Below are 16,547 nucleotides of genomic sequence, written 5' to 3'. Positions count from 1 at the left end.
CGCGGGCGCTGCCGCCGTGCTTCTAACCCAGTCGCCCAAGCAACGCGATCAACCGCGTGCGCTCGCTGGCGCTCAGTTGGGCGCTGATGCGTTGATCATGAGCCTGCACGGCCTTGGTAATGTCGGCATGGGCGCGCCGCCCTGCCGGCGTCAGCACCAGCGAATACGCCCGCTTGTCTTGCACCGCTTCCTGCCGGGTCACATAGCCCATTGCCTGCAGGTGGTCTACCAATTGCACCGCGCCTGACCGCGCAATACCCAGAATGCGCGCCAGCTCGGTCAGCTTCAGCCTGGCATTGGCCGCAATCAGCGTCAATGCAGAGAACCGCTGCGGCGTGATATCCCAGGGTTCCAGCGCGGCCAGGAAGTCTTCGTAGATCAGGATCTGCGCCCGCCGGATGGCATACCCGACCAGCGAATCGAGCGCGCCGTATTCGATACCGGCGACATGCGGATCGAAATGCTCGCCGCGGGCCAAGGGCCGGCGCGGCCGGAACGAAGAAGCTTTGGGCATGGCAAAAGCCGGGGGCAAGGGGACTACACACTACCCCAGACCGGCCACCCGCGCCACCCGCCCCCCGGGTTAGTCCCAGTGTGGGCCGCCAGGCCATTTTGTTATGGTACATAACAAATAAAAACGGCCTGGAGAGACTATGGAGATCATCGTTGCCGGCGCCGGCATCGGCGGGCTGACGCTCGCCCTGATGCTGCACCGGCGCGGCATCGGTTGCCGCGTCTACGAAAGCACGCAAGCGCTGCGGCCTTTGGGTGTGGGCATCAACCTGTTGCCTCATGCCGTCAATGAACTGGAACAACTGGGCCTGCTAGACCAGTTGGCGCGGCAAGCCATTCCCACGTCTGCCCTGCATTACTACAACAAGTTCGGCCAGCCCATCTGGCGCGAACCGCGCGGCCTGCAAGCAGGCTATCCGCTACCCCAATTCTCGATACATCGCGGCGAATTGCAGATGCTGCTGGCCGACACCGTGCGCGCCCGGCTGGGCCCGGATGCCATCGTGACCGGCATGGCGCTCGAAGCCGCGGACCAGGGTGACAAGCAGGCATGCGCATATTTCCGCAGCCGCGCCGACGGGACGCTGCACACCGCCACGGGCGATGCCGTGGTGGGCGCCGACGGCATTCACTCGGCCCTGCGCCAGCAGCTCTATCCATTGGGCGACGAGCCACGCTTCTCGGGCCGCATGTTATGGCGCGCCGTCACCGAGGCGCCGTCGTACCTGGATGGCTGCACCATGTTCATGGCCGGCCACCAAGACCAGAAATTCGTTTGCTATCCGATATCGGCGCCATTGCGGCAGGCGGGCAAGTCGCTGCTCAACTGGATCGCCGAGCTGGCCGTACCCGATGCCACGCTGCCAGCCACTGACTGGAACCGCCGCGTCGACAAATCGGTCTTTGCCGAGCGCTTTGCCAGCTGGCGCTGGGACTGGATCGATATTCCCGCGGTGATCGACGGCGCGCAGGCCATCTACGAATTTCCACTGGTCGACCGCGACCCGCTGCCGCGCTGGACCCGCGGCCGCTTGACACTGCTGGGCGATGCCGCCCACCCCATGTACCCCATCGGATCGAACGGGTCGGCGCAAGCCATCCTGGATGCCCGCTGCCTGGCCGACTGGCTGTCGCAGGCCTGCCAGGGCCAGGTACGCGCCCTGGAAACCGCCCTGCTCGAATACGAAGCCGAACGCCTGCCCCGCACCGCCGGCATTGTGCTGCGCAACCGGCTCAACGGCCCTGAACAAGTCATGCAGATGGCCGAAGAGCGCGCCCCGCAAGGCTTTGCCGACATTGCCGAGGTCATTCCCGAACACGAACTGCAAGCCGTATCGCTGCGCTACAAGCAGCTTGCCGGCTTCGACCCGGCCGCCCTGCGCCGCCCCCCCCAAGGAAAGCCATGACCACCAGCGCCCCTCCCGCACCACCCCGGCTCGAGCATGTTGCCACGCTGCACGTGCAGGTCGGCCCGCCCCAGGAAGTGGGCGAAACGCCGCATGGCCGCCGCCGCGTCATTCCGATCCTGGGCGGCCGCGTGGAAGGCGCGCAGCTCGACGGCATCATCCTGCCCGGCGGTGCCGATTTCCAGTCCATACGCTCGGCCACGTTTACCGACATTCATGCGCGCTATGTCATCGAAACCTCTGATGGCCATCGCGTCTACGTCGAAAACACGGGCATCCGCACCGGTACTGCCAACGACATCGCATGCCTGGCGCGCGGCGAACCGGTGGACCCGGCGCGCATCTATTTTCGTAGCTATCCGCGCTTTGAAACCGCCGCGCCACGCCTGGCGTGGCTGAACGAGCAATTGTTCATCGGCACCGGCGCGCGCTTTCCCGACCGCGTCGAATTGTGCTTCTACCGCATCTGCTGAATCTCAGACCCATTATTCGCAACCGCCGGCGATGTACTGGCGGCCCCACCCAGGAGACAACCCCATGCAATCGCCCTTGCGCCGCCTGATAGCCACCACCCTGCTGTGCCTGCCCCTGGCCGCCTTCGCGCAGTACCCCGACGCCCCCATTCGCCTCAATGTTGGATTCCCGCCCGGCACCGGGCCCGACATCGTGGCGCGTACCCTGTCCCAGCAATTGGGCGAACGCCTCAAGCAGAGCGTGGTGGTGGAAAACCGTGCCGGGGCAGGCGGGCAGATTGCCGCCCAGGCCGTGGCACGCAGCCCGGCCGACGGCTATACGCTGCTGCTGGGCGAAGTCGGATCGATCAGCATCTCGCCCGCTACCTACAACAACCTCAACTACGATCCGGCCAAGGATTTTGCGCCGATCTCCGAAGTGGTACGGGCTGATTTTGTACTGGTGGTACCAGCCAGTTCCCCCTACCAGGACTTGGCGGCTTTCGTGAAAGCCGGCAAGGCCGCCAGCGATCGCGTCAACTTCGGTACCTTCGGTGCGGGCACGCCGGGCCATTTCGGCGCCGAATTATTCGCCCGTGAAGTCGGCATGAAGATCGAGCCAGTGCACTACCGCTCGACCGGCGATGCAGTCTCGGCCCTGATTTCGGGCGGCGTCCAAGGCGCCTTCGTTACCACGGCACTGGCCGCGCCGCAGGTAAAGGGTGGCAAGATGCGTGCCTTGGCCGTAACCGGCGCGCAACCTTCCGCGGCCTTGCCCGGCGTTCCCACCTTCGCCCAGGCGGGCTACGGCAAAGTCGACTTCGGCGCCTGGTTCGCCTTATTTGCCCCGGCCGGCACACCCGCCGCCATCCTGGATCGCCTGCAGGCCGACAGCGCCGCCGCCCTGCGCGCCCCCGATGCCGCACGCACGCTGGGCGACGCGGGCTTTACCGTGGTGGGATCCAGCCGGCAAGATCTGCAGCGCCTGCTCGATTCGGAAACCCAGCGCTGGTCGGCGATCGTCAAGGCAACCGGATTCAAGGCCAATTGACGATCGCGCACGCCTGTCAGTCCGCCAACGGGCGCTCTAATGCCTGGAATCCGGACTGGACCAGCCAATCGAGCGAGTAATACAAGAACGTGGCGCCACGACGCCGGAATTCCGGTAGCTCTGCCAGGGGGCCAGGCATGCCGAAGCGCTTGCCTTGTGCCCGCAGGCGCGTGCACACATCATCGATGGCTGCGCTGATCGTGGGGTTCTTCGCGCCGCGCTCGCCGCACAAGTCGTATGCCAGATCGTTCGGCCCTATCAAGTAGGCATCCACGCCCGGCACCGCCGCCAGTTCGTCCAGGTTCTTGATGGCCAGGGCAGTCTCGATCTGCACCACCAGCAGCTTGGACGCCGCGGCCTTGCCGCAGGCGTAGCGGATGACCTCGGCTGCTGCCGCGGCTTCGTGCGCGGAGTTCACATGCGGAATGACCAGGCCATCCGCGCCACGATCCAGAAAGCGCACCAGCTCGGCCTGCTCGGCCGTGTGCGTACGCACGATCGCGGGCAATTGGGCAGCCTTGGCCGCAAACAGCAGTTCGGCCGCGCTATCCAGGCCGATTCCCGAGCGCTCGCAGTCGATGAATGCCAGGTCGGCACCGAACTTGGCCAGCGCAGCGATAACGTCGGGGTTGCGCCCCCCTACGTTGACGGCAATGACAGTCCGGCCCGCGGCGAGTTTCTCTTTGACGGTGATCATATTGAATGTCAGCTCAGTCGAATATTGGCGCGCTTGGCAATCTCGGTGAATTCAGCCACTTCCTTGATCATGCGTTCCTGCAACTGGCCAGGCGACAGATCCGAGGTGGTCACGTAGTTCTGCTTCATCCACGCTTGCGCCTCTGGCGTCATCATGGCTTGAAGGCAGGCTTTGTTCAAGGCATCGGCCACCGCCGGCCCGGTGTTGCCTTGCGCCAGAATGCCGATGGATACCGACAAGTCGTAGCCCGCGACTCCCAGTTCTTCAAGCGTACGCAGTTCGGGCAGTGCGCTGATGCGGTCCTTGCTGGTGGCGGCCAGCGGACGCAATCGCCCGTCCTGGAAGTAAGGCAGGCCCAGCGATGTGGCCAGGAACATTGCGTCGATCTGCCCGCCCAGCAAATCGGTCAGTACAGCGGCGCCGCCTCGGTAGGGTACCGGCGTGACCTTGATGCCCGCGGCGGTGGCCCAGCGTTCCAGCGCCAGGTGGAACGCGCTGCCGGTGCCCTGGATGCCAAAGCTGATCTCCCCCGGATGTTGCTTGGCGAAGTCGACCAGCTCGGCATACGTCTGGAACCGCGATTTGCCATTGACCGCCAGGATGCAGGCGCTGACCACAGGGATTGCAATGGGCTTCAGATCGGCCAGCACATCGAAGCCCACTGGCACCTGCAGGGCTTTGGCAACGGACAGGGCTTCGGGAATCATGCACAACAGCGTGGCCCCGTCGGCGGCCCCTTTTGCGACCTGGCCAGCGGCAATCATGCCCGCCGCGCCCGTCTTGTTTTCCACTGGCACCGTCATCCCCCAGGCCTGGGACAGCCCCTTGGCGACGATGCGCGCCGTACCGTCGCCCAACGCCCCGGCCGGGTAGGCGCAAATCATCGACGGGTGCCCGGCGGGCTTGTATGGCTGGGCCCGGCCGAGCTTGGGCGCGGCGCTTCCTATTACGGCCGCGGTCCCGGCCAGGATGAGAGAACGACGGGAAATACGGTGCATGGTTGTCTCCGGTTCATTTTTTTGAGTAGATGTGGTGCGGGCCAAGATCATCGACGGTGTTGCAGCCCAGATAGGCCATGACCCGGTCAAATTCGCTGGTCAGCATGTCGATGGCCCTGGCGGCCCCTTCCTTGCCCGCCGCGCCTATGCCCCACAGCGCGGCGCGGCCCACCAACACGGCATTGGCGCCAAGCGCGATGGCCTTGGCGACATCGCTGCCGCGCGTCACGCCGCTGTCCAGCAGCACGGTGATACGCCCCTGGATGGCTTCGACGATGGCGGGCAGCGCTTCTATGGACGAGATACTGCCGTCCAAGGTGCGGCCGCCATGGTTCGATACGATGATGCCGTCGGCGCCGCACTCCAGCGCGGCCAGGGCGGCCTGCTCGGACAGCACCCCCTTGACCACCAGCGGCCCATCCCACATGTCGCGCAGACGGCGGATGTCGTCCCACGAATTCGCCTCGTGCTTGGGTACCTTGACCCCATCGCGCTTGCCTATCTTGCCGCGCAGGTTGGTCTTCAGCGCCGCGGGATAGTTGGCGAATTCTGGCAAGCCAGGCCCGAATACATAGCGCCCCATGACGCCCAGCGTCCAACGCGGATGCAAGGCGCCGTCCAGCACATTGCGCGGCGTCAGCCGCATGGGCACGGTAAAACCGTTGCGTCGATTGTGTTCACGATTCGAATCGACCACGCTGTCGATCGTCACGATCAGCACCTTGAACCCGGCCTTCTTGGCGCGCTCGACCAGTTCCCAGGACATGTTGGGGTCTTTCCACATGTTCAACTGAAACCAGGGATGGCTGTCCGAATGCTTGACCACCTCTTCCAGGGGCGCAATGGACGCCGTGGACAACGCGAAGGGAACACCCGCCGCCGCCGCGGCCTGCGCCAATTGCACCTCGCCCTGGAACCAGAGCATGCCGGCCAGTCCGGTAGGGCCGATGCAGACCGGCGAACGATAGGTATGCCCGAACAGATCCACCTGGGTAGACCGGTGCGAGATATCGACCAGCGGCTGCGGCAACAGGCGTATCGCGTCGAAAGCCTGGCGATTGCCGCGCAGTGTGACTTCTTCTTCGGTTCCCCGGTCCACATAGTCGAACAAGCCTTTCGGCAACCGGCGGCGCGCGGCCAGGCGCAGGTCGGCAATGTTATGGACGTTCAGCTGCTTGGTCATAGAGCCCACAAAATGGGGACGGCCTTTCCCGGCACTGTGCCGCAAGGAAAGTCGCATATTATTCAAATGTTCGAACATTCGAATTTTCTTTCTGAATCGTGTCGATGTCAATGCCTGCCGACCGGTAAAATGCGGCGGATGAAAAGAACCCGAGTCCAGGCGGATACAGTGCAAACGGACGGGTGGACGCGGCGCGCCCGCCTGTCCCCCGCCGTGCTGGCGCAGCTTCTGGAAGGCGATATCCAGAACGGGCGATACAAAGTCGGCGATCGCCTGCCCACCGAGCTGGAATTGCAGGACAAGTACGGCGTCAGCCGCTACTGCGTACGCGAAGCCCTGCAGCAGCTGAAAAATGCGGGCATGGTGGCGGCCAGGGCCGGCATCGGCCACGCCGTGGCGGCGTCGCGGCCCATGGAACCGCAGCGCTACATGCGCAGCGCCATCACCCTGCCCGAACTGGTCCAATCAGCCAACACGCGCCTGGGGCTGCTGCAAACCCAGACCCTGCGCGTCGATCACGAGCTGGCATCCCGCACGGGTTTCCCGGAAGGAATCGAGGTCATACAGGTCAAGGTGCTGCGCAACAAGCTAGCCCAGGCCCTGCCCACGGCGGTCCTGACTATTTATCTGCTTCCCGAACACGCCATCGTGATCGACAGCATCGATGGGCAGTCCGAGGCGTTTCACGTCATGCTGGAACGACTTTGCGGCGTAACGATCCAGGAAGTGCGGCAACGCATTCTGGCGGTCAACGCAACGGGTACGGATGCCAGCGCGCTGCAGGCCACGGAAGGCCAGGCCAGCCTGGAAATCACCCGCCAGTTCCTGGATGCCACGGCGCGGGTGATCTTCGCCTCGATCGGCGTCTACCCCAGCGACCGGTTCAGCCACGACACGTCGTTCCAGGTGGTTCGCTAGCCGGCGTCGGGCGCGCCTGCCTTGCCATGTAAAAAAGGCTACCCGCGATGAGCACGCGGGTAGCCTTCAGGACCGCGCCAACAGGCCGGTCAAGCCTTCAACAACAAGGCGTTCAGGCGCTTCACGAAGGCCGCCGGATCGGCAATCTGCGCGCCCTCGGCCAGCAGCGCCTGATCCAGCAGCAGCCGCGCCCATTGTTCGAACTCGGTGTCATCGGCATCGCGCACTCGCGCAATCAGCGCATGCTCGGGGTTGATCTCGAGCACCGGCTTCACATTGGGCGCCTCTTGGCCGGCGGCCTTCAACATGCGCAGCAGATGGGGGCTCAGTTCGTTCTGGCCAACCACCACGCACGCCGGCGAATCCACCAGGCGCAGCGTCACCCGAACTTCCTTCACCTGGTCTTCCAGTGTGTTTTGCAGGCGCTCGACCAGGGGCTTGAACGTTTCGGCCACTTCCGATTGCCGCTTCTTCTCGTCTTCATCGGCCAGTTCGGCCAGGTCCAGCCCGCCCTTGGCCACCGACACCAGCGGCTTGCCGTCGAACTCGCGCAAGTAAGACAGCATCCATTCGTCCACACGATCGGACAGCAGCAAGACCTCGATGCCCTTCTTGCGGAAAATCTCCAGGTGCGGGCTGTTGCTGGCGGCCGCAAAGCTGTCGGCGGTGACGTAGTAAATCTTGTCCTGCCCTTCTTTCATGCGCGACGCGTATTCGGCGAAAGGCACTGTCTGCGCCGCGTCGCCCGAATGGGTCGAGGCAAAGCGCAGCAGCTTGGCAATGCGTTCCAGGTTGCTGGCGTCTTCGCCCGCGCCCTCTTTCAGCACCTGGCCAAACTCGGTCCAGAACCCGGCGTACTCTTCAGGCTTGTTTTCGGCCAGGTCTTCCAGCAGCGACAGCACGCGCTTGGCCGAGCCCTCGCGTATGGCCCGCACATCGCGGCTTTCCTGCAAGATCTCGCGCGACACGTTCAGCGGCAGGTCGGCCGAATCGATCACCCCGCGCACGAAGCGCAGGTACGACGGCAGCAGCTGTTCGGCGTCGTCCATGATGAACACGCGCTTCACATACAGCTTCACGCCGCGGCGGCCTTCGCGGTCCCACAGGTCGAAGGGCGCGTGCTTGGGCACATACAGCAGTTGCGTGTACTCGCTACGCCCTTCCACCCGGTTGTGGGTCCAGGCCAGCGGGTCGTCGTAATCGTGCGATACGGTCTTGTAGAACTCGCGGTATTGCTCGTCGGTAACCTCGCCCTTGCTGCGCGTCCACAGCGCATTGGCCTGGTTCACGGTTTCCTGTTCGTCGCGCTTGACCTGCTCGTTCTTCTCGGCGTCCCACTCTTCCTTGGCCATGCGGATCGGCAGCGAGATATGGTCGGAATAGCGGCGCAGAATCTCGCGCAATTTCCAGCCATTGAGCAGTTCATCCTGGTCTTCACGCAGGTGCAGCGTCACGTCGGTGCCGCGCGAGGCCTTTTCGGCGGCCACGATCGTGAATTCGCCCTGGCCGTCCGATTCCCAGCAGATGGCCTCGCCCGGCTGCGCGCCGGCCCGCCGGCTTAGCACCGTTACCTTGTCCGCCACGATGAACGACGAATAAAAGCCCACGCCGAACTGGCCGATCAACTGGGCGTCTTTCTGCTTGTCGCCCGTCAGTTGCGAAAAGAACTCGCGCGTGCCCGAACGGGCAATGGTGCCCAGGTTGGCAATTGCCTCGTCGCGCGACAGGCCGATGCCGTTGTCCGAAATCGTGATGGTGCGCGCGGCCGTGTCGTAATCGACCCGGATGGCCAGGTCGCTGTCGCCCTCGAACAGATCCGGCTGGTCGATCGCCTCGAAGCGCAGCTTGTCGCAGGCATCGGACGCATTGGATACCAGCTCGCGCAAGAAGATTTCCTTGTTGCTGTACAGCGAGTGGATCATCAGGTGCAGCAGTTGCTTCACCTCGGCCTGAAAGCCCAGGGTCTCGGGCGCGGAGGACGTAGCGGATGAATTCATAGAATGGCGAATAAAAGTAAGGGAATAAAAACCGGGACAGAGCCGCGACCGAAGCCGTGGCGCGAAACCTCGAAGTTATAGGGGCACCGGCCCAAAATTTCAAGGCCAGTGCTTAACACCTGCTCTATCATGTAGTTCTGATCTGCGTCATTGTTTTCGATCAAGGCCACAGCAAGCACCCCTGGCTAAACTTCCATCTTCAGCGACACCTTGCTGGCATTGGCCGGTATGCCCGTCGCCCTGTTACTGGAGATCCCCATGCTGGTCAAAGTCACTCTTGCCGTCCTGCTATCCGCCGCCAGCCTGCCCGTGCTGGCAGCGCAATGCGAGACCACCGTCGAAAGCAACGACGCCATGCAGTTCAACACCAAGGAAATCGTCGTCGACGCAAGCTGCAAGCAGTTCACCGTGCACCTGAAGCACGTGGGCAAGATGGCCAAGGCCGCCATGGGCCATAACTGGGTCCTGACCAAAGAAGCCGACATGCAGCCTGTCGCCACCGACGGCATGACCGCCGGGCTGGCCAACGACTACGTCAAGGCTGGCGATGACCGCGTCATTGCACATACCAAGCTCATCGGCGGCGGCGAAGCCGATTCCGTCACCTTCGATACCGCCAAGCTCACCGCGGGCGACAAGTACGCCTTCTTCTGCTCCTTCCCCGGCCACTGGGCCATCATGAAGGGCGTGCTGAAGCTCGGCAGCTAGCCCCTGGCGTGTCCACCCCGGCCCGCTGCACCTTCCACATGGGCCGGCGCCTGAAGTAGTGCCGCCGCCCGTAGGCGTAACATCGTAGCCTGCACATCAGGCTTGGCTTCAGGCTTGAGTCAGAACCGTCCATTACCATCGTATTGCATACGCGTACACAAACCCGCGGAGGCTGGATGAGCAGGACAGGAAGAATCGCAGGGGCGGCGGCCGTCGTGGTCGTTGCTGCGGCGGCCGTTGGCTATTACGCGTGGCAGCCCGCCATCGCACCGCTGGACAGCCCACCCCCCATCAGCGAAGATCGCGCGCTGCTGGCCCAAGGCGCACGCCTGGCCGAACTTGGCGACTGTATGCATTGCCATACCGCCCAAGACGGCAAGCCCTATGCAGGCGGCCTGCCGCTCAACACGCCATTCGGCACGATCTACAGCACCAATATCACCCCCGACGTCGATACCGGCATCGGCGCCTGGTCGCAAGAAGCGTTTGCGCGCGCCATGCGCAGGGGCGTCGCGCGCGATGGCAGCTTGCTGTATCCGGCGTTTCCCTACGTGCATTTCACGCGCGTAACCGATGACGACATCGCCGCGCTGTACGCCTACCTGATGGCACGCAGGCCAGTGCACGCACCGGCGCCGGCCAACGAACTGACATTCCCGCTGAACTTCCGGCCGCTGGTGGCCGGCTGGAACCTGTTGTTCCTGGATGCCGGCGAGCTTCCCGCGCCGGCCAAGGCACAGTCCAAGGACTGGCTGCGCGGTCGCTACCTGGTCGAAGGCCTGGGCCATTGCGCGTCCTGTCATACGCCCATGAATGCGCTGGGCGCCGAAAAAAGCGGCCAGCCGTACGCCGGCGGCCTGATCGACGGCTGGGAAGCACCGCCACTGAACGCGCTGACGCGGGCCCGCCGGCCCTGGACGCACGAACAGCTCACGTCCTACCTGCACACGGGGCTGGCGACTGAACACGGCGCCGCGGCCGGCCCCATGCTGCCCGTGACGCAGCACCTGGCCAATGTGCCGCTGTCCGATGTCCAGGCCATGGCCACCTATCTGATGTCGATGCAGCCCGAACCCCAAGCCAGCCCGCCGCCCACCCCGCCTGCCGCACCGCCGCCCGCACCGCCGGGCACCCCGGCGGCCGACGACGCGCAGCGCATGGAACGTGGCGCAGCGACCTTCAACGCGTCCTGTGCCAGTTGCCATGGCGCGTCCGCCCCGATGCACACCGTGGGCGGGCGCCCCTTGCTCGAACTGAGCACCGCGCTCAATGCCGACAGCCCGCGCAACGCCATCCAGCTGGTACTGAGCGGCAATCCCTGGACCGGTTCGGCGTCGGCCCACTACATGCCGCCGTTCGCCGCCACGCTGACCGACGAACAGATCGCCGACGTGCTGGCCTACACACGGGTCCAATACGCCCAGCGGCCAGCCTGGAAGAATATCGCCGGCAGCGTTGCCGCGATACGCAAGGAGAATCCGCAGCCATGATCACGCTCAGCGTCAACGATGTCGAGCACGTCCTCGACATCGATCCTTCCATGCCATTGCTGTATGCGCTGCGCAATCACCTGCAGCTCAACGGCGCCAAGTACGGCTGTGGACTGGGGCAATGCGGCGCCTGTACCGTCATTGTCGGCGACCAGCCCGTGTTCTCGTGCTTGATGCCGGTGTCTGCCGTCGGGCTGAAGCCGGTGCGCACCATCGAGGGCCTGGGCACCGAAGACCAGCCCTCTCCGTTGCAGCAGGCATTCATCGACAAGCAGGCCGCGCAGTGCGGCTACTGCATCGCCGGCATGGTCATGCGCGCCCAGGCCTTGCTGGACCAGCGCCCTGGCGCCACTGAAGACGAGATCCGCGCGCACTTGCAGCCCAACCTGTGCCGCTGCGGCACCCACATGCGCATCGTCGCCGCCATCGTGCAGGCATCGCAAGCCCTGGACGGCAAGCAGGCCACGAAGGCCCCGGCATGAACACGCGCCACCGCCACCACGACAGCATCCCGGCCGACCCCGCCCGCCGCCGTTTCCTGGCCGCGGGTTCGCTGACGGTAGGCTTCACCCTGTTGCCCGGCGCCACTGCGCTGGCCGCCCAGAGGTCCACCGAAGACGCCGCGCCCACCGCCGCCAGCGCCACCTCGACCAAGCTGCCTGGCAACCTGGGCAGCACGCCGCTGCTGGACGCCTGGATCAAGATAGACGAACAGGGCCGCATCACGGTCTGCACTGGCAAGGCCGAACTGGGCACAGGCATCCGCACCGCGTTCATCCAGATCGCCGCCGAAGAACTGCAGGTCGGCCCCGAAGACATCCACCTGGTCACGGCCGACACCGGCCTGACGCCCAACGAAGGCTATACCGCGGGCAGCCATTCCACCGCCGACAGCGGCACCGCCATCCTGAACGCGGCTGCGCAGGTGCGCCAACTGCTGCTGCAATCGGCGGCCGGCAAGCTGGGCGTGGACGTGGCCTCGCTGCAGGCCGCCAACGGCATCATCAATGCGCCCGATGGCCGCAAGATGGACTACGGCCAGGCCGTCAGCGGCCTGGACCTGCATCGCAACGCCGAGCCTACCTCGCCCCTGGTCGATCCCGCGCGGCACCGGGTCATCGGGCAATCGATGCCCCGGGTCGACATCCCCGCCAAGGTCACTGGCGGCACCAGCTATGTGCAAGACCTGCGCCCACTCGACATGGTGCACGCGCGGGCCGTACGGGCGCCTTCCTACGGCGCGCGCCTGGTCTCGGTCGACAGCGCCGCCATCGAGAAGATGCCGGGCGTGATCAAGGTGGTGCGCGATGGCAGCTACCTGGCGGTAGTCGCCCACGATGAATGGCAGGCGATCCAGGCCATGCGCGCACTGGCTGTCGCAGCCAAATGGGAAGAATCCGCGGTGCTGCCGGCGCCGGACGCGCTTTACGACACCCTGCTGAAAATGCCCGCCCGCGAAATCCACGTGGGCGAGCGCCACGGCGCGGCCCAGCCAGCCGTGCGGACGCTGCAGGGACGCTTCACCAAGCCCTACCTGGCGCACGCCGCGATGGGGCCGTCGTGCGCGGTGGCCCACATGCAGCAGGGCAAGCTCACCATCTGGACCCATGCCCAGGGCGTCTTTCCGCTGCGAGGCGGGCTGGCCGAGATGCTGGGCATGAAGCCCGAAGACATCCGCTGCATCCACGTGCCGGGCGCCGGCTGCTACGGCCACAACGCCGCCGATGACGCGGCGGCCGACGCCGCCCTCATCGCGCGTGCCGTGCCCGGCCGGCCGGTGCGCGTGCAATGGATGCGCGAACAAGAACACACCTGGGAGCCCTTCGGGCCGGCCATGGTCACCGACGTCAAGGCCTCACTGGACGCCTCCGGACACATCGTCGACTGGCAATACGAAATCTGGAGCAATTCGCACAACCAGCGCATCGACAACGCCGGGCGCCTGATACCGGCAACCTTCCTGGCCCAGCCCTTCACGCCGGCCCCGCCCAAGCCCATTCCCATGCCGGAAGGCGGCGGCGATCGCAACAGCGTGCCGCTGTACAACTTCCCCAACTTCAATATCCAGCACCACTTCCTGCCCGACATGCCGGTACGCGTGTCGGCCATGCGCGGGCTGGGCGCGTTCATGAACGTGTTCACCATCGAGAGCTTCATGGACGAACTGGCCTCGGCGGCCGGCGCCGACCCGGTGGAGTTCCGGCTGCGCCACCTGGACGACCCGCGCGGCCGCGACGTAGTGCAACTGGCTTCGCAACGCTTCGGCTGGGACCCGCAGCGCAAGCGCCAGCCGGGCCGCGGCGTGGGCTTTTCGTTCGCGCAATACAAGAATCTGATGAGCTACCTGGCGATCGCCGTCGAACTGGACGTCACGCCCGAGACTGGCGCGGTGCGCATCCTGCGCGTCGTGGCGGCCGTAGACTGCGGCCAGATCGTCAATCCGGACGGCGTGCGCAACCAGATCGAAGGCGGCATCCTGCAGTCGGCCAGCTGGACCCTGTACGAGCAGGTGCGGCACGATCGCACAGGCATCCGCAGCTACGACTGGAGCACCTATCCCATCATGCGCTTTTCCGACGTGCCGCTGAAAGTCGAAGTGCATCTCATCGACCGGCCCGGAGCGCCTTTCCTGGGCGCGGGCGAAGCCTCGCAGGGGCCAGCCTCGGCGGCGCTGGGCAATGCCATCGCCGACGCCACCGGCCAACGCCTGCGCAACCTGCCGCTGGCGGCCGGCCAGCGCCTGCGCGAATACGCCCAGGCCTGACCACGGCCCCGGCTCCCCACATCCAGGCGCCCCTTCCGGGCGCTTTTTTTTTGCAATCTTGACTCTGGGCAAGGCATGCCCCAAGACGCCTGCTTACCATGCACGCAGGCGAGTTAAACGAGTTGTCGCATGCCAAGGCACGCTGTTCCCGCAGGGCCCGTCCGACTATGCCGGGCCCTTTTCTGTTTCGTGCTGGCCTGCGCCTCCATGCTGGCGCTGCCGGCGCAGGCACAGCGCCTGGCCCACTTCCTGTCTGCCTTCCCCCCGGCCGAACTATTTCCTGGCGCCGATCGCCTGGGCCCACCCGAAGGCAAGCCGCTGGCCGCCCGGGCCTATGCCGGCAGCCAGCCCCTGGGCCATGTCTACCTGACCACCGACGTGGTCAACACGCGCGGCTATTCCAGCAAGCCCATCGACGTCATCGTCGGGCTGGCTGATAACGGCCGCATCACCGGCGCCCGGCTGGTGGAACACCACGAACCCATCGTCCTGATCGGCATTCCGCAGTCCAAGGTCGACGCCTTCATCCAGGGCTACGTGGGCCTGAACTTCATCGAATCGCCGCCTCGCCATGGCACACCGCCGCCCGTGGACATCATCAGCGGCGCCACCGTGACGCTGATGGTCATCGGCGACAGCATCACGCGCTCGGCCATCGCCGTCGCACGCGCGCACGGCATCGGCGGGCCGCCCCAGGGCGCTGGCGCCGTCGCGGCTGGCGCGGCAACGCCGCCAGCCCGCCAGGTCGACGACACCCTGGGCCCGGCCCAGTCCTGGCAGGCCCTGCTGGACAACGGCGCCGTGCAGCGCCTGCACCTGTCGGTGGCCGACGTCAACCAGGCCTTCGCGCAAACAGGCCGGGCCGACGCCGCCTCCCGCCCCGAAACCGACGACCCGGCCGATACCTTCATCGACCTGTACGCGGCCCTGGTCAGCGTGCCCACCATCGGCCGCAGCCTGTTGGGCGATGCAACCTGGCAGCATCTGGCGGGCCGCCTGCAGCCCGGCCAACAGGCCGTGCTGGTCGCGGGCAACGGGGCCTATTCGTTCAAGGGCTCGGGCTACGTGCGCGGCGGCATCTTCGACCGCATCGAAGTCATCCAGCAAGAAAGCAGTTTCCGGTTCCGCGACCGCAACCACCAGCGCCTGGCCGACGTGGCCGCCGCCGGGGCACCATCGTTTGCCGAAGTGGCCCTGTTCGTCGTGCCCGAAGACGCCACGCTCGATGCCGCCGCCCCCTGGCGCCTGCAACTCATGGTGCAGCGCGTACTCAGCGTGCAAAACAAGGCCTTCGTCACTTTCGACCTGCCCTATGAACTGCCGCTGGCTTACATGCGGCCCATGGCCAGTGCATCCGGGCCAGCCGACGACGCACCGCCCGCTCTCTGGAAGCAGATCTGGCACGCCAAGCAAGGCCAGGTGGCCATCCTGGCCATCGGCCTGGCCGTACTGGTGGGCATTTTCTTCTTCCAAGACCAACTGGCGCGCCGGCCCCTGATGTACGACCGCCTGCGGCTGGCGTTCCTGGCATTCGCGCTCTTCTGGATCGGCTGGTACGCCCAGGCGCAGCTATCCGTGGTCAATGTTCTGACCTTCACCACGGCGCTGCGTACCGAGTTCCGCTGGGACGCCTTCCTGATGGATCCGCTGGTGTTCATCATGTGGTGCGCCACGGCCATTTCCATGGTGTTCTGGAACCGCGGCGCGTTCTGCGGCTGGCTGTGTCCGTTCGGCGCCCTGCAAGAACTCTCCAACCGCCTGGCCAAGCGCCTGGGCGTCAAGCAGATAGCCGTGCGGCATGGCGTCAACCAGCGCCTGGCCACCTTGAAATACGTCATCTTCCTGTTGCTGTTCGGCTTCTCGCTGTACGACCTGGCATTCGCCGAGCGGCTGGCCGAAGTCGAACCCTTCAAGACCGCCATCATCCTGCGTTTCGTGCGCGACTGGCCCTTCGTGGTCTTCGCCGTGGCGCTGCTGGTGGCGGGCCTGGTCATCGAACGCTTCTTCTGCAGGTACCTGTGCCCCCTGGGCGCGGCCTTGGCCATCCCGGCCCGCCTGCGCATTTTCAACTGGCTGCGCCGCTACCACGAATGCGGCAATCCTTGCCAGCGCTGCAATATCGAATGCCCGGTGCAGGCCATCGAGCCCACCGGCAGCATCAACCCGAACGAGTGCATCCAGTGCCTGCATTGCCAGATGCTGTACCACCACGAAGGCAAATGCCCTCACCTGATCCAGAAAAAGGCCAAACGCGAGCGCCGCCGCGCACCACCCCAGGAAGCTGTGCTGAAACGCATGCCCAGCCCCAAGACCGATGCAACGCCCTCTCCTTCCTCCAATTTCTGACCTTAGCAAAGGCGCCAGCGCCAT

Annotated in this window: 14 protein-coding genes; 9 read left to right on the top strand and 5 right to left on the bottom strand. The window is 65.3% G+C overall.

The features are described 5' to 3' along the window. Positions 1-22: 22 nt before the first annotated feature. The gene (locus tag KW845_RS09915) at positions 23-514 is read right to left on the bottom strand and encodes a MarR family winged helix-turn-helix transcriptional regulator (RefSeq protein WP_218369062.1); all 492 of its coding nucleotides are present in this window, start codon (positions 512-514) and stop codon (positions 23-25) included. Positions 515-653: 139 nt separating this feature from the next. On the opposite strand from KW845_RS09915, the gene KW845_RS09910 reads away from it, so the two are divergent. From KW845_RS09910 to KW845_RS09900, 3 genes are all read left to right on the top strand, one after another. Then, positions 654-1,919: a flavin-dependent oxidoreductase gene (locus KW845_RS09910; RefSeq protein WP_218369061.1), complete on the top strand. Its 1,266-nt coding sequence runs from the start codon at positions 654-656 to the stop codon at positions 1,917-1,919. Then, positions 1,916-2,392, top strand: a complete 477-nt coding sequence (locus KW845_RS09905) for a DUF3237 domain-containing protein (protein WP_218369060.1) — start codon at positions 1,916-1,918, stop codon at positions 2,390-2,392. Before KW845_RS09910 ends, KW845_RS09905 begins: the two co-directional genes overlap by 4 nt. Before the next feature lie 64 nt (positions 2,393-2,456). Beyond that, complete coding sequence (locus KW845_RS09900; RefSeq protein WP_218369059.1) at positions 2,457-3,422, top strand: tripartite tricarboxylate transporter substrate binding protein; 966 nt, start codon at positions 2,457-2,459, stop codon at positions 3,420-3,422. Between the two features lie 16 nt (positions 3,423-3,438). Here the strand turns inward: KW845_RS09900 and KW845_RS09895 are convergent, their stop codons facing one another. Genes KW845_RS09895 through KW845_RS09885 form a run of 3 tightly spaced genes read right to left on the bottom strand, consistent with a single transcriptional unit; the run spans position 3,439 to position 6,300 of the window. Further along, entirely contained in the window at positions 3,439-4,119 is a 681-nt protein-coding gene (locus tag KW845_RS09895) for an aldolase/citrate lyase family protein (protein ID WP_218369058.1), read from the bottom strand. 8 nt (positions 4,120-4,127) lie between these two features. Beyond that, positions 4,128-5,117: a tripartite tricarboxylate transporter substrate binding protein gene (locus KW845_RS09890; protein WP_218369057.1), complete on the bottom strand. Its 990-nt coding sequence runs from the start codon at positions 5,115-5,117 to the stop codon at positions 4,128-4,130. Positions 5,118-5,130: 13 nt separating this feature from the next. After that, on the bottom strand, positions 5,131-6,300 hold the full coding sequence (locus tag KW845_RS09885) for an alpha-hydroxy acid oxidase (RefSeq protein WP_218369056.1): 1,170 nt from the start codon (positions 6,298-6,300) through the stop codon (positions 5,131-5,133). Positions 6,301-6,468: 168 nt separating this feature from the next. On the opposite strand from KW845_RS09885, the gene KW845_RS09880 reads away from it, so the two are divergent. Further along, the gene (locus tag KW845_RS09880) at positions 6,469-7,218 is read left to right on the top strand and encodes a GntR family transcriptional regulator (protein ID WP_218369055.1); all 750 of its coding nucleotides are present in this window, start codon (positions 6,469-6,471) and stop codon (positions 7,216-7,218) included. Positions 7,219-7,307: 89 nt separating this feature from the next. Here the strand turns inward: KW845_RS09880 and htpG are convergent, their stop codons facing one another. Then, positions 7,308-9,215 carry a molecular chaperone HtpG gene (gene htpG, locus KW845_RS09875; RefSeq protein ID WP_218369054.1) on the bottom strand — a complete coding sequence of 636 codons (1,908 nt, stop codon included), beginning with the start codon at positions 9,213-9,215 and terminating at the stop codon, positions 7,308-7,310. A 258-nt stretch (positions 9,216-9,473) separates the two neighbouring features. Between htpG and azu the strand changes: the two genes are divergently transcribed. The 5 genes from azu to KW845_RS09850 all read left to right on the top strand — a co-directional run bounded on the left by azu (position 9,474) and on the right by KW845_RS09850 (position 16,523). After that, positions 9,474-9,923, top strand: coding sequence for an azurin (gene azu, locus KW845_RS09870; protein ID WP_218369053.1), 450 nt, complete (start codon positions 9,474-9,476; stop codon positions 9,921-9,923). A 176-nt stretch (positions 9,924-10,099) separates the two neighbouring features. Beyond that, on the top strand, positions 10,100-11,413 hold the full coding sequence (locus tag KW845_RS09865) for a cytochrome c (protein ID WP_218369052.1): 1,314 nt from the start codon (positions 10,100-10,102) through the stop codon (positions 11,411-11,413). Next, the gene (locus KW845_RS09860) at positions 11,410-11,895 is read left to right on the top strand and encodes a (2Fe-2S)-binding protein (RefSeq protein ID WP_218369051.1); all 486 of its coding nucleotides are present in this window, start codon (positions 11,410-11,412) and stop codon (positions 11,893-11,895) included. Before KW845_RS09865 ends, KW845_RS09860 begins: the two co-directional genes overlap by 4 nt. Then, a complete protein-coding gene (locus KW845_RS09855) occupies positions 11,892-14,177 on the top strand; it encodes a molybdopterin cofactor-binding domain-containing protein (protein WP_218369050.1) in 2,286 nt (761 codons plus the stop codon). The genes KW845_RS09860 and KW845_RS09855 overlap by 4 nt, the downstream gene beginning before the upstream one ends. A gap of 207 nt (positions 14,178-14,384) precedes the next feature. Then, a complete protein-coding gene (locus KW845_RS09850) occupies positions 14,385-16,523 on the top strand; it encodes a NosR/NirI family protein (RefSeq protein ID WP_255592522.1) in 2,139 nt (712 codons plus the stop codon). The last annotated feature ends 24 nt before the right edge of the window (positions 16,524-16,547 follow it).

This window comes from Bordetella sp. BOR01 (assembly GCF_019218885.1).
Classification (GTDB): domain Bacteria; phylum Pseudomonadota; class Gammaproteobacteria; order Burkholderiales; family Burkholderiaceae_B; genus Bordetella_A.
Note: the sequence above shows the minus strand (reverse complement) of the source record. Positions and strands in the feature narration are given on the sequence as shown.

Bases quoted from the DNA above. Each gene is read 5' to 3' on its own strand.
- KW845_RS09915 (WP_218369062.1), bottom strand. From the start codon at position 514: ATGCCCAAAGCTTCTTCGTTCCGGCCGCGCCGGCCCTTGGCCCGCGGC.
- KW845_RS09910 (WP_218369061.1), top strand. From the start codon at position 654: ATGGAGATCATCGTTGCCGGCGCCGGCATCGGCGGGCTGACGCTCGCC.
- KW845_RS09905 (WP_218369060.1), top strand. From the start codon at position 1,916: ATGACCACCAGCGCCCCTCCCGCACCACCCCGGCTCGAGCATGTTGCC.
- KW845_RS09900 (WP_218369059.1), top strand. From the start codon at position 2,457: ATGCAATCGCCCTTGCGCCGCCTGATAGCCACCACCCTGCTGTGCCTG.
- KW845_RS09895 (WP_218369058.1), bottom strand. From the start codon at position 4,119: ATGATCACCGTCAAAGAGAAACTCGCCGCGGGCCGGACTGTCATTGCC.
- KW845_RS09890 (WP_218369057.1), bottom strand. From the start codon at position 5,117: ATGCACCGTATTTCCCGTCGTTCTCTCATCCTGGCCGGGACCGCGGCC.
- KW845_RS09885 (WP_218369056.1), bottom strand. From the start codon at position 6,300: ATGACCAAGCAGCTGAACGTCCATAACATTGCCGACCTGCGCCTGGCC.
- htpG (WP_218369054.1), bottom strand. From the start codon at position 9,215: ATGAATTCATCCGCTACGTCCTCCGCGCCCGAGACCCTGGGCTTTCAG.
- azu (WP_218369053.1), top strand. From the start codon at position 9,474: ATGCTGGTCAAAGTCACTCTTGCCGTCCTGCTATCCGCCGCCAGCCTG.
- KW845_RS09865 (WP_218369052.1), top strand. From the start codon at position 10,100: ATGAGCAGGACAGGAAGAATCGCAGGGGCGGCGGCCGTCGTGGTCGTT.
- KW845_RS09860 (WP_218369051.1), top strand. From the start codon at position 11,410: ATGATCACGCTCAGCGTCAACGATGTCGAGCACGTCCTCGACATCGAT.
- KW845_RS09855 (WP_218369050.1), top strand. From the start codon at position 11,892: ATGAACACGCGCCACCGCCACCACGACAGCATCCCGGCCGACCCCGCC.
- KW845_RS09850 (WP_255592522.1), top strand. From the start codon at position 14,385: ATGCTGGCGCTGCCGGCGCAGGCACAGCGCCTGGCCCACTTCCTGTCT.